The organism is Cupriavidus plantarum (genome assembly GCF_905397285.1).
GTDB classification, from domain to species: domain Bacteria; phylum Pseudomonadota; class Gammaproteobacteria; order Burkholderiales; family Burkholderiaceae; genus Cupriavidus; species Cupriavidus plantarum.
Genome location: NZ_CAJPUX010000002.1, coordinates 659,172 through 671,756 on the forward strand (window position 1 = coordinate 659,172; position 12,585 = coordinate 671,756).

The window sequence follows — 12,585 nt, forward strand, 5'->3', positions numbered from 1 at the left end:
TCACGTCTTCAGGGCGGGGTGAAAGTCCCCACCGGCGGTATGTCGCATCGGGTCCGTACGACCGGCGGCGAGCCCGCGAGCGCCCGCATGCGAATGCGGGGTCAGCAGACCTGGTGAGAGGCCAGGGCCGACGGTCATAGTCCGGATGAAAGAAGATGCGGCGCCGCCTCGCGATTTGTCGTGATTTGTCATGATTCGTCGTGCGTGTGAACACGCGCGCGTGTTGCGCGTCGGCGCCTGTCCTCCCCTGAAACGCCCACCGTCCTGTGCTTATCTGGAGCGTTTCAATGCTGACCCTCGCAACAACCCCCGCAACATCCCCCGCCGACTCCGCTCGTTCCGCCGCCGCCTCCGCGCTGGCCGAGCGTATCGCCCTCGCGCTCGACGCCATGCGCGAGGGACGTCCCGTCGTGCTGCTCGACGACGACGACCGCGAGAACGAGGCCGACCTGATTCTTGCCGCCGAGCGGCTGACGCCCGCCAACATGGCCATGATGATCCGCGAATGCAGCGGCATCGTCTGCCTGTGCCTGCCGAGCGAACGCGTGCGCGAGCTCGGCCTGCGTCCGATGGTCGAGAACAACCGCAGCCAGTACGGCACCGCCTTCACGGTCTCGATCGAAGCGCGGGAGGGCGTGACCACCGGCGTCAGCGCGATCGACCGCATCACGACCATCCACGCCGCCGTCTCCGGCAAGGCCGACGCCATCGTCAGCCCGGGTCACGTGTTTCCGCTCGTCGCGCGCGACGGCGGCGTCCTCGTGCGCCGCGGTCATACCGAAGGCTCGGTCGACCTCGCGCGTCTCGCGGGCCTGTCGCCGGCGGCCGTGCTGTGCGAACTGATGAACCCCGACGGCACGATGGCGCGCCAGCCGGAAGCACTCGTCTTCGCCCGCGAACATGGCCTGCCGGTGCTGACGATCGCCGACCTCGTCACGTGGCGCGAGGCCAACCCCGAAGGTTGAGCCGGACGCCGCGCAATAAAATTGAAACAATACGCTGGGCGGGGGTCAATGCCCCCGCATGCGTATGCGACAATCGGGCCCTGCTTTGACTCCCGTCCGCACGAGGGCAGCCCCATGTCTCGATCTGTTCGTCTCGTTCCCGCCGCCATGGCCATCGCCATCGCGGCTACCTGCTTCACCGCCGCGGCGCATGCCGATGACGGCATCGACCTTCCCGGTGCCCGGTCTCCGATGGGCGGTGGCACACCTGAAATGACATCCCCCGATCCGCAGCGCTGGCTGCCGTTGCTCGGCAATAGCGGCATGGTCTCGTACTTCGACCAGACCGCCGTGCGGCGTCGTGGCAGCGAAGTCGGCGTGGTGGTGGTGCGCAATTCGCCGGCCGGCGTGATCCGCACCACGAGCGGCGAGACCATCCGCTCATCGCTCAAGCGCATGGTGCTGAACTGCGCCACGTCGATGTACGCGGTGGTCGAGCAGACGCTATATAGCAAGCGCTTCGCGCGCGGCGAGTCCATCTACACGATCCACGCGCCGCAGCTCGGCAAGCCGCAGCGCGCGCAGTCCGGCACCATCGCCGGCGAGCTCATCGACAAACTCTGCCGCTGAGCGCGCGCACTGAGCCAGCGTACTGAGCGAGCGGTACCCGCGTGCCGGTCCGTCAGTCCGTCAGTCTGTCACTCCGATACCTGACGCGCCTTCCACTGGCCGTTCGACTGCTTGCAGAACCAGCCCGACCACGCCTCGGTCGCGCTGCCGCGCTTGAGTTCCGACTTCAGACGGCGGCACGGCTGGCCTTTGTCCGTCTTGCTCTGCACGGGCGTGATCGTGCCGTCGACCGCCTGGCGGCGGCCCTCCGCCGGGTAATGCCATTCCACCGCCGTGTCGTCGGCGGTGTCGACGAGCGCCTTCCTGACGATCTTCTGCAGCGATGCGGCTTCCTTCTGGTTCAGCGTGCCAACGATGCTCCCGGACAGGTAATGATCGAAGTAGGCCAGGGCGGGGGCGCTGGCGACGAGCATCATAGTGGGGACCAGGCCCGCAAGCAGTGCGGACCGAATCGACTTCCGAGTGGGCATGACGGCTCCTGAAGGTAGTGACAATGATGGGAGGGCGGCCGCCCGGATCGCTCCGAAGTGGCGCCTCGTCCATTGTATGCGCGACGTGCGCGTCCGCCACCATGCCGCGTCAGCGTCTCTTGGGGTGGGAACGTCGTCGGCGATGGCCGGGCAAAAGTGGGCGATCGCCCGCAAACGCTTGCCTGGAGCGGCTTGCAGCCGACAGGGGTTTCATTTTGTTGCAAACCTTGCGTGCACGAAACGTGACTTTTTAGACGCGAATTGTTAAGGTCTGCCCTCGCATGGTGACGATGGTCCGGCTCTTGCTCCGTCCCATCGCCCGCGCTTTCCCGACCCTCAACCGCACGATTCCACCGGCCTTCATGACCGCCACGCCTTCGCCAGATCTGTCGCTCAGTTCCGCCTGCCCACCGCCCGAGATGCGCGCACGTGCCGCTTCCGGACGCCTGCATGGAAGACTGGGGCGATGGCTCGGCGCCGGCGCGCTCATGTTGTCCACGCTGTTGGGAGCCACCGCCGCGCACGCGTTCGACTTCGAGACCGTGTCCGCGCGCGCGCGGCAGCTGGCGGGCGCGCCTTACAAGCCTGCCCAGCAAAATCTGCCACGCGAACTCGCGGAGCTGTCCTACGAGCGCTACAAGGACATCGAATACAAGCCCGAACGCTTTGCGTGGCGCAACGCGCGGCTGCCGTTCGAGCTGTCGTTCTTCCACGAAGGCATGGTGTTCGACCAGCCTGTGCGCATCAATGAAGTCGTTGGCGGCAGCGTGCGCGAATTCCGCTTCGATCCCACGGCGTTCAACTACGGCCCGCACAAAGTCGATCCGGCCAAGCTCAAGGGGCTCGGATTTGCCGGGTTCCGCCTGATGTACCCCGTCAACCAGGGCAGCAAGGGCAAGAAAGACGAGCTCGCATCGTTCCTCGGCGCCAGTTATTTCCGCGCGCTCGGCCGCGACCAGTGGTACGGCCTGTCGGCACGCGGCCTGGCCGTGGATACCGGCCTGAATTCCGGCGAGGAGTTTCCGCGCTTCACCGAATTCTGGATCGAGCGTCCGGGGCCGAACGACAAGCAGCTGACACTCTACGCGCTGATGGACTCGCGGCGCTTGTCGGGCGCGTATCGCTTCATCATCAAGCCCGGTACGGAAACTGTCATGGAGGTCAAGGCGCGACTATTCTTGCGAGAGAACGTCACGAAGCTCGGCCTCGCCCCGCTGACCAGCATGTATCTGTTCGGCGAGAATCAGCCGTCTGGCACGCTCGACTTCCGTCCCGAAGTGCACGACTCGGATGGCCTGTCGATTCATCTCGGCACGGGTGAATGGGTCTGGCGCCCGCTCGTGAATCCGAAGCGCCTGCTCGTGACGTCGTTCGCCTCGACCAATCCGCAGGGGTTCGGCCTCATGCAACGCGATCGCAGCTTCGACAACTATCAGGAGATCGGCTCCTGGTATGAGCGCCGCCCGAGCGGCTGGGTCGAGCCGCGCGGCAACTGGGGCTCGGGCCGCATCGAGCTTGTGCAGATCCCGACGCCGGACGAGACCAACGACAACATCGTCGCGTACTGGATTCCCGACAATCCGCCGAAGCCGAAGCAGGCCTTCGACTACGAATACCGCCTGCTGTGGCAAAAGGAGACCGCCAACCTGCCGCCGCTGTCGTGGGTCACGCAGACCCGGCGCGGGCAGGGCCTCACACGCAAGCCTGACGATACGAGCTTCTCGCTGACCGTCGATTTCGAAGGTCCCGCGTTCAAGAAGCTGCCGGAGGAGACGAAGCTGGAGCCCGTGATCTCGGCCGATGCCAATGGTGAACTGCTCAAGACGTCGGTGGTACGGAACGAGGCAACGGGCGGATGGCGCATGACGATGTTCCTGCGCCGCAAGGACGAGAACAAGCCGGTTGAGTTGCGCGGCTATCTTCGCAACGGCAATACGACTCTTTCCGAGACATGGAGCTACATCTTACCCCCCGGCTAAAGCAGCGACCGGCCCTGGCGGCAGCATGCGAGCGATATGTCGATCGCCTGCCCGCCTCGCCTGAACTGCGCAGCGAACTGCTCGCCGACGCGCAACCGACCCCGGTGACGTGCGTGCCCGCCGACGGCAGCGAGACGCCCTCGGCCATGATTGAATTGCAAACCCGCCTGGCTGGCCTGCGCGAGCCTTCGAAGGAAGGCCCGCGTCCCGCGTCCCCCGACGCGACGACGCCGGGCGGCGCCACCTATGCCTCCGTGGGCCGCCGCTTCGGCATGGCCTACGGCAACCCGCAGATCGACGGCGAGCCGCTGCTGCAGCGCCGCGGCGACGGCACCGTGCATGTGAACACGGGGCCCGACCCTGAGCGCGCGTCGATGGTGCCGCGCCAGTGGCCGCCGCATGTCGTGAGCGGATGGATCCGCAACACGTGGCGCCGCATGACGGGCCGTCCGCCCGTGCCCGAGACGTGGGACACGCTGCACGACGGCCCCGACGCCGAAGGCAAGTGGCATCCCGCGGGTTCGCATCGCCGCTGGTTCCTGCTCGGCCTCGTGGTCGCGCAAACCGCGGCGGCAACCTATGCCATGACCAACGTGCTGCCGTACAAGGGCGCGGATCCGCTCGAAGTGGCGATCCTCGTGCTGTTCGCGGTGCTGTTCTCCTGGGTGTCCGCGGGCTTCTGGACCGCGATGATGGGTTTCCTCGTGCTGGCCAAGGGCGGCGACAAGCATCTGATCTCGCGCTCGGCGGCGAGCGATGCGGCGATCGATCCCCAGGCACGCACGGCGGTGATCATGCCGATTTGCAACGAGGACGTGACGCGTGTGTTCGCGGGTTTGCGGGCCACGTACGAATCGCTCGAGCGCACCGGGCAGATCGCGCCGTTCGACTTCTTCGTGCTGTCCGATAGCGGCAATCCCGACCTGCGCACCGCCGAACACGATGCGTGGATGGAAATCTGCCGCGCGGTCGGCGGCTTCGGCCGCATCTTCTATCGCTGGCGCCGTCACCGCGTGAAGCGCAAGACCGGCAACGTGGCCGATTTCTGCCGCCGCTGGGGCAGCAAGTACCGCTACATGATCGTGCTCGACGCGGACAGCGTGATGAGCGGCGATTGCCTGGCCACGCTGCTGCGTTTGATGGAAGCGAATCCGGGCGCGGGCATCATCCAGACCGCCCCGATCGCGGTGGGACGCGACACGCTCTATGCGCGCGTGCAGCAGTTCTCCACGCGCGTGTACGGTCCGCTGTTCACGGCCGGTCTCCATTACTGGCAGCTTGGCGAGTCCCATTACTGGGGCCATAACGCGATCATCCGCATCAAGCCCTTCATGGAGCATTGCGCGCTGGCGCCGCTGCCGGGCAAGGGACCGCTCTCTGGCGAAATCCTGTCCCATGACTTCGTCGAAGCCGCCCTGATGCGGCGCGCGGGGTGGGGCGTGTGGATTGCCTACGATCTGCCGGGCTCGTTCGAGGAAATGCCGCCGAACCTGCTCGACGAGGTCAAGCGCGACCGCCGCTGGTGCCAGGGCAACCTGATGAATTTCCGGTTGTGGATGAAGCAGGGCTTTCACGCCGTGCACCGCGCGGTGTTCCTGACCGGCATCATGGCTTACCTGTCAGCGCCGCTGTGGTTCCTGTTCCTGCTGCTCTCGACGGCGATGCTCGCCAAGCACGCGCTGGTGCCGCCGACGTATTTCTCGCAGCCGTACCAGTTCTTCCCGACCTGGCCCGAGTGGCATCCGGAGAAGGCGCTCGCGCTGTTCTCGGCGACGGCAACGCTGCTGTTCCTGCCGAAGATTCTCAGCGTGCTGCTGCTGATGAAGGACGCGCGCAACTACGGCGGGCCGGTTCGGCTGGTCCTGAGCATGTTGATCGAGGTCACGCTGTCCGCGCTGCTGGCGCCCACGCGCATGCTGTTCCATACGAAGTTCGTGGTCGCGGCCTACAGCGGCTGGGGCATCTCGTGGAAATCGCCGCCGCGGGAAGATGCGGAAACCACGTGGGGCGAAGCGTTCCGCCGCCATGGCGGGCACACGCTGCTAGGCCTCGTCTGGGGCGGTGGCGTGTATTGGCTGAGCCCGGGTTTTATCTGGTGGCTGCTGCCGATCGTCGGTTCGCTCGCGCTGTCGATTCCGCTGTCCGTGTTCCTGTCCCGCGTGTCGCTGGGCCGGGCCGCCCGTCGCGCCGGACTGTTCATGATCCCGGAAGAAACCCAGGTGCCGCGAGAAGTCGTCGAGACGCAGCAGCATGTGGAGTCCGCGCATGAGGTGCCGGGTTTCGTCGATGCGGTGGTGGATCCGGTGACCAATGCGCTGATGTGCGCGACGTCGAGCGCGCGCCGCGTGCAGCCCGAGCCGACGCGCATGCAGCATGCCTCGCTGGTGCAGCACGCGCTGACGCATGGGCCGGGCTCGCTGAGCGCGACGCAGAAACATCTGCTGCTCGGCGATCCGTTCGCGCTGTCGAAGCTGCATGAACTGGTGTGGGCGTCGCCGCTAGCGGATGCCGCGTGGAAGGAAACGCGCGTGCTGATGCGCCGCGCGGCCAACGTGCTACCGCTGCGGCCGCGACCGGCCTGACGTTCGGGCGCCACAAACTCGGGCGCCACAAACTCGCGCGCCAGAAACGACAAGGCCCCGTCTGACACACGGGGCCTTGTTTCGTGGTGGCGCTGCATCGCTACCGCAGGGCGGAGACACAGATCGGCGCGTTGATATACACGTCCCCGACGCGGCGCTCGCCGCGATCGTTCCGCGTCATGTAGCGGAACATCATGCTTACCCCAAGCTTGGTGAGAATTTCCACGTCCCGGTTTGCGCAGATGTTCCGCTGCAGCGGTGCCGCGTAATTGACCTCGAAACTGGCAAGGTCGAGCATTGGCCCGCGATAGTTCGTGAGCTCGAGCTGAAACAGTACGTGCTTGCCCGGCACCGACTGGCAGCGACGCAGGCGCGTCTCGGCATCGATGTCCATCGGCAGCACGTCGTTCAGTTGCCTGCACGCGCGCGCGAGGATGCTGTCGGGGCGGTTGGTATTGCGCAGGAATTCGGGCACGCCGGCCGCGCCGGTGTTCTGGCCGGTAGCGGCGCCTTTCAGCATGCGCGACAGTGCGTCCGCTTCGTCGACGGCCGGTGGCGTCGGCGGCGGGGCGGGTTGCGCGAGCGGTGGACCGCCTCGCACTGGTGCCGCCTGCACGGGCAAAGGCGGCAGCCAGGTCGCGAAAGCGGCCAGGCTCAGCGTGGCAATCAACGGCGAATTTTGTCTGGTCATGCAGGATAACGTTGCCGGGGACGGTTCCCGTGATGATCCGTCGTCCGCGATGCGTCTGGCTGCGCGGTCGGCACGTCACGCGCGCCGACAGGCAGGCATTGTACCCTCCACCTCGCCCACGTGAAAGCCGCGCCACGTATGGCATTCGGACCATTGCACGGTTTGCGACAGAATCGTGGATACGGGGAAAGCCATGACTTGACGAGCGTCACGGCACACGCTCCGGCACGCACGGTTATGTAACAATCGCCGTCTGCCCTGGCGAGCCTTCGCGGCGCACCAGCCGGCAGCCTTTGCAGGACCTTCTGCTTCACCGCATCGCTTTCGGAATTTTCATGACGGCACCTACGAACGCGGGCCCTGCGGGCACCGCGGCCACGTCTCCCCGCTTTCCTCTCTGGCTGTTGATCTGCGCGTCGCTCACCGCGCTGGCGCCGCTGTCCATCGACATGTACCTCCCGAGCTTTCCGGCGCTCGCTGCGGATTTGCATGTCGATATCAGCCGCGTGCAGCTGACCCTAGGCGCGTTTCTGATCGGGCTGGCCATCGGACAGGCGTTTTACGGACCGATCAGCGATCGCTTCGGGCGCAAGCCGCCGTTGTATGTCGGACTGATCCTGTACGCCGTGGCGGCGGCGGGGTGCGCGCTCGCGGGTAGCGTGGAATCGCTGATGTGGTGGCGCTGCCTCGAGGCGCTTGGCGGCTGCGCGGGCATTGTGGTGTCGCGCGCGGTCATTCGCGACCGGCTCGAAGCGCGCGAGTCGGCGAGGGCGTTTTCATCGCTGATGCTCGTGATGGGCCTGGCGCCGATTCTCGCGCCGATCATCGGCGGGGCGGTACTCGCGGCGATGGGCTGGCGGGCGATTTTCTGGGTGCATTGCGGGGCCGCGCTGCTGATCCTCTGGCTCGTGCATCGCCGCATGGAGGAGTCGCTCGATCCGCGGCGCGTGCAGCCGCTGCATCCGGGGTCCGTGCTGCGCAGCTATGCCGAACTGCTTCGCGCGCGCGAATTCGTTGGCTATACGCTGGCCGCGGGCTGCTCCCAGGCGGGCATGTTCGCGTACATCGCCGGTTCGCCGTTCGTGTTGATCGAACTCCATGGGATCGATCCTTCGTACTATGGCTTCGTGTTTGGCGCGAATGCGTTCGGGCTGATCTTCATGGCTCAGGTCAACGCAAGGCTCGTCCGCGCGCGGTCGCTGGACGGCGTGCTGCGCGTGGCCCTGTTCGCGCCGTGCCTCGCCGGCGTGGTGCTCGCGGTGGCGGCGTCGATGGGGTTCGCAACACTGCCTCTGCTGCTGGTCTGCTTCTTTGTGTGCCTGTCCGGCATGGGCTGCATCCTGCCAAACGCGTCGGCATTGGCCCTGTCCCATCAGGGACATCGCGCGGGGACCGCATCCGCGCTGATGGGCACGCTGCAATACGGCCTTGGCACGCTGGCCGGGGCAGCGGTCAGCTTCTGGCACGATGGAACAGCGTTACCGCTGGCTGTTGTCATGGCGGTTTGCGGGGTGGCGGCCATGGGGATGCGGTGGTATGGACATGCGGGACTGAAGACCGGGTGACGCGGTCACCCGAGCCTCCCATCAAGCCGCCTGGTTGGCCGACTGCGCCGCCATCGGCATGGCCGGCGCGCTCTGCATGACGACCAGTTGCGCCGGCATCGGGGCCGCGTATCCCGCCTCGCCGAAGCTCTCCCGAATCACGCGGTTCGTGTCGAAGTACACCTGCCAGTAGTGGTCGTTATGGCAGTACGGGCGTACCGCCAGGACCGGTCCCACCAGCGTGAACTCCAGGATCTCCACGTCGACCGGCGGGTCGTCGAGCACGTTGGGGATGGCGGCAACGCGCGCCTTGAGCAGCAGCACCGCCGCCGCGGCATCGGTCGATCCCGCAAGCTGCGCCTTGAGCTCGACCCGGCGGAACGCGTTGGCCGAGAAGTTCTGGATCGTGTCGGTAAAGATCTTGTTGTTGCCGACCACCGTCAACACGTTGTCGGGCGTGTCGAGCGTGGTGGCGAACAAACCCACCTCCCGCACCGTCCCGGTCACGCCCCCAATGGTCACGAAATCTCCAACCTTGAACGGCCGGAGGACGATCAGAAACGCCCCCGCCGCGAAGTTGGACATCAGGCCCGACCACGCCATGCCGATGGCGACACCCGCGGCGGCGATCAACGCCGCGAACGTGGTGGTCTGGATGCCGAAGTAGCCGAGGATGCCGATGACCAGCACGATGTTCAGCGTGACCGTGACGATCGAGCCGATATAACGCAACAGGGTGGGGTCCACCTGCTGACGCCCCAGCGCCTTCTGCAACATGCGGACAACGAAATGGATCAGCCAGCGGCCGACGATCCAGAAGGCGAGTGCGGCGAGGATCTTGACACCGAAGACAGTGGCATAGCCGATGACGACGTCGCGGAAACTGAGCAGCGATTCGGAATCCATGGGCATTCTCCAGTTGATGGAAGGCTGGGAAAGCTGGAACGGAGGGCCCGCGCGGCGCCGCAAATTGGCAGAAATGCGACAAGCGGGCAAGGCATTATTGGCCCCGCAAATGCGGAAGTTCAAGTAAATAATCCGCAGGACGGCATGAAAAAAGCCACCCGAAGGTGGCTTGCTTGAATCCGGACCCCACCGCGGATCACCAATTGGTTTCCCGCTCCGGCGTCGCCGAGATCCGATGCAGCGTCAGGTCAGCCCCGCTGAACTCGGCTTCGGGATCCAGCCGGATGCCGACGAACTTCTTCAGCGCGCCATAGACGGCGGTGCCGCCCACGAGCGCGATCGCGATGCCCATCGCGGTGCCGATCAGCTGCGCGACGACCGACACGCCGCCCAGACCGCCCAGCGCGCGCGACCCGAAAATCCCCGCTGCAATGCCACCCCAGGCGCCACAAAGTCCATGCAGCGGCCAGACGCCAAGCACATCATCGATATGCCATTTGTTCTGCGCGAGCGTAAACAGATGCACGAACAGCACGCCCGCAATCGCCCCCGTCACGAGCGCGCCCAGCGGATGCATGAGGTCGGACCCCGCGCAGACCGCGACGAGTCCCGCCAGCGGACCGTTGTAGGCAAAGCCGGGATCGTTTCGGCCCGCCCACCACGCCGACAGCGTACCCCCCGCCATCGCCATCAGCGAGTTGATCGCCACGAGGCCGCTGATCTTGTCGACACTCTGCGCGCTCATGACGTTGAAGCCGAACCAGCCCACCGCCAGCACCCACGCGCCGAGCGCGAGGAAAGGAATGTTGGAGGGCGGATGCGCGCTGATGCGCCCGTCCTTCTGATAGCGTCCACGGCGCGCGCCAAGCAGCAGGATGGCGGGCAGCGCGATCCAGCCGCCCACCGCATGCACGACCACCGAACCCGCGAAGTCGTGGAACGGGGCACCCGCGACGCGCGCGATCCAGTCCTGCACGCCGAAATGCTGGTTCCACACGATGCCCTCGAAGAACGGATAGACGAATCCGACCAGGATGAACGTGGCCACGAGCTGCGGGCTGAATCGCGAACGCTCCGCGATACCGCCGGAAATAATTGCGGGAATCGCCGCCGCAAACGTCGCGAGAAAGAAGAATTTCACCAATTCATAGCCGTTTTTTTGCGCGAGAACCTCCGCGCTCGACATAAACTGAACGCCATACGCGACCGTATAACCAATAAAAAAGTAAGCAATCGTCGAAACAGCAAAATCAACGAGGATTTTCACGAGTGCATTGACCTGGTTTTTCTTTCGGACCGTTCCCAGTTCGAGGAACGCAAATCCGGCGTGCATGGCCAGCACCATGATCGCCCCGAGCAGGATGAACAGGGCATCCGTGCCAGACTTCCAGTTTTCCATTGTGACCTCATGCGCAAAATGGGAGCGCGAGGACGCAAGAAGCATTCCACGATGGGCGAAAACGGGGCGAAACGCGCCCGAACGCGGTGCGGTGTGCACCGGGATGGCGTAGCGAAGCCGAATCGCCACGCCGAGGGCGCACGACAACGCTCCGCAAGGGCGGTTCGAGCGACCCCGACGCGCCGCATTTCGGTGCGTTAACATGCCGCAAATCGGTGCGATGCACCATGATCGGGCCTCCGTCACGCCTGCGGTGGAGTGGCGGAGGGACGGCCCCGGCGACGGACCTCGATCGCTCGAATAGAGGGGTAAAACCCCCGCTAAGCGTTGTCAGGGAACGATTTGCGGCGATTTCCGTTGCATTGGTGCCACTTGGGATTGCGTTTGGCGCGAAGGGCAGATTAGACTGCGCCGATCGGTGATTTGCCGCCTGGCGGATACACCGGTGACGACGACCAACAAGGGAAATCAGCCATGAATAAAGGTGAACTGGTATCGGCCATCGCCGCGGATGCAGAACTGAGCAACGCCGCCGCCGAGCGCGCGTTGAACGCAGCGCTGGACAGTATCAAGAAGGCAGTTGCAAAGGGTGATTCGGTGACGCTCGTGGGTTTCGGCAGCTTCAGCTCCGGCAAGCGCGCCGCCCGTACCGGCCGCAACCCGCGTACCGGCGAAACCATCAAGATTCCGGCCGCCAAGACCGTGAAGTTCTCGGCCGGCCAAGGCTTCAAGGACGCCGTGAACAAGAAGAAGTAAGCCGTTCGCGTTCGACAAGTCGCAAGGCGGCCTTCCGGGCCGCTTTTCTTTTTTCTGCTTCCCATTCGTTTATCGCGACGCTGCGCCGGGTTACACTGCGCGCGCGAGCCATGCTTGCTTCTGGCTGATTATGGAATACCCGCGATGAACGATCTGTCCCACCAGCTTTCCATGACCGTGCTGATGACGCCGGACATGGCCAACTTCTCCGGCAACGTGCACGGGGGCACCATCCTCAAATACCTGGATATGGTTGCGTATGCGTGCGCGAGCCGTTATGCGGGCCGCTACGTGGTCACGCTATCGGTGGACCAGGTGATGTTCCGCCAGCCCATTCATGTGGGCGAACTCGTGACCTTCCTGGCCTCGGTGAATTACACGGGGCGGAGCTCGATGGAAATCGGGATCAAGGTGATTACCGAGAATATCCGCACGAAGCTCGTGCGCCATACCAATAGCTGCTACTTCACGATGGTCGCGGTGGACGACAACGGCCAGCCGGCGGAGGTCCCGTCGCTGCAGCCGCGCGACGAGGAAGAACGCCAGCGCTTCGAGGCCGCGCAGCAGCGTCGCGCGCTGCGGCAGGAAATGGAAAAGCGCCACGTCGATATCAAGCAGCGTTCGGTCGGATGAGCGGAGCCTGTATGCAGAACGGACGATGGAGTGGGGTGGTGGCGGGGGTGA

The 12,585-nt window shown here is 65.2% G+C and carries 11 protein-coding genes and 1 riboswitch; of the genes, 7 read left to right on the forward strand and 4 right to left on the reverse strand.

The genetic code is table 11. From position 1 onward, the window contains the following. Positions 1-161, forward strand: a riboswitch (FMN riboswitch). A 126-nt stretch (positions 162-287) separates the two neighbouring features. Both ribB and KHP16_RS11715 read left to right on the forward strand, forming a co-directional pair. After that, on the forward strand, positions 288-965 hold the full coding sequence (gene ribB, locus KHP16_RS11710) for a 3,4-dihydroxy-2-butanone-4-phosphate synthase (RefSeq protein WP_211960221.1): 678 nt from the start codon (positions 288-290) through the stop codon (positions 963-965). Between the two features lie 114 nt (positions 966-1,079). Beyond that, positions 1,080-1,574 (forward strand): surface-adhesin E family protein, encoded by a 495-nt coding sequence (locus KHP16_RS11715; RefSeq protein ID WP_244835762.1) that lies wholly within the window; start codon positions 1,080-1,082, stop codon positions 1,572-1,574. A 68-nt stretch (positions 1,575-1,642) separates the two neighbouring features. Here the strand turns inward: KHP16_RS11715 and KHP16_RS11720 are convergent, their stop codons facing one another. Further along, positions 1,643-2,044 (reverse strand): RT0821/Lpp0805 family surface protein, encoded by a 402-nt coding sequence (locus tag KHP16_RS11720; protein ID WP_109583188.1) that lies wholly within the window; start codon positions 2,042-2,044, stop codon positions 1,643-1,645. 419 nt (positions 2,045-2,463) lie between these two features. On the opposite strand from KHP16_RS11720, the gene KHP16_RS11725 reads away from it, so the two are divergent. Both KHP16_RS11725 and mdoH read left to right on the forward strand, forming a co-directional pair. Then, positions 2,464-4,023: a glucan biosynthesis protein G gene (locus KHP16_RS11725; protein WP_244835815.1), complete on the forward strand. Its 1,560-nt coding sequence runs from the start codon at positions 2,464-2,466 to the stop codon at positions 4,021-4,023. Beyond that, positions 3,996-6,605, forward strand: a complete 2,610-nt coding sequence (gene mdoH / locus KHP16_RS11730; RefSeq protein ID WP_115953135.1) for a glucans biosynthesis glucosyltransferase MdoH — start codon at positions 3,996-3,998, stop codon at positions 6,603-6,605. Before KHP16_RS11725 ends, mdoH begins: the two co-directional genes overlap by 28 nt. 100 nt (positions 6,606-6,705) lie before the next feature. Here mdoH and KHP16_RS11735 read toward each other — a convergent pair whose 3' ends face one another. Next, positions 6,706-7,296: a hypothetical protein gene (locus KHP16_RS11735; protein WP_109583186.1), complete on the reverse strand. Its 591-nt coding sequence runs from the start codon at positions 7,294-7,296 to the stop codon at positions 6,706-6,708. Positions 7,297-7,631: 335 nt separating this feature from the next. Here KHP16_RS11735 and KHP16_RS11740 point away from each other — a divergent pair, with 335 nt between their 5' ends. After that, complete coding sequence (locus tag KHP16_RS11740; protein WP_179593812.1) at positions 7,632-8,861, forward strand: Bcr/CflA family multidrug efflux MFS transporter; 1,230 nt, start codon at positions 7,632-7,634, stop codon at positions 8,859-8,861. A 21-nt stretch (positions 8,862-8,882) separates the two neighbouring features. On the opposite strand, the gene KHP16_RS11745 is transcribed toward KHP16_RS11740, so the two are convergent. Both KHP16_RS11745 and KHP16_RS11750 read right to left on the reverse strand, forming a co-directional pair. Then, positions 8,883-9,746 (reverse strand): mechanosensitive ion channel family protein, encoded by an 864-nt coding sequence (locus tag KHP16_RS11745; protein ID WP_109583184.1) that lies wholly within the window; start codon positions 9,744-9,746, stop codon positions 8,883-8,885. Positions 9,747-9,942: 196 nt separating this feature from the next. Continuing rightward, complete coding sequence (locus KHP16_RS11750; protein ID WP_211960222.1) at positions 9,943-11,145, reverse strand: ammonium transporter; 1,203 nt, start codon at positions 11,143-11,145, stop codon at positions 9,943-9,945. Positions 11,146-11,619: 474 nt separating this feature from the next. On the opposite strand from KHP16_RS11750, the gene KHP16_RS11755 reads away from it, so the two are divergent. Together KHP16_RS11755 and KHP16_RS11760 are read left to right on the forward strand one after the other, a co-directional pair. Next, complete coding sequence (locus tag KHP16_RS11755; RefSeq protein WP_109583182.1) at positions 11,620-11,901, forward strand: HU family DNA-binding protein; 282 nt, start codon at positions 11,620-11,622, stop codon at positions 11,899-11,901. A 144-nt stretch (positions 11,902-12,045) separates the two neighbouring features. Then, on the forward strand, positions 12,046-12,534 hold the full coding sequence (locus KHP16_RS11760; RefSeq protein WP_109583181.1) for an acyl-CoA thioesterase: 489 nt from the start codon (positions 12,046-12,048) through the stop codon (positions 12,532-12,534). Positions 12,535-12,585: the final 51 nt, after the last annotated feature.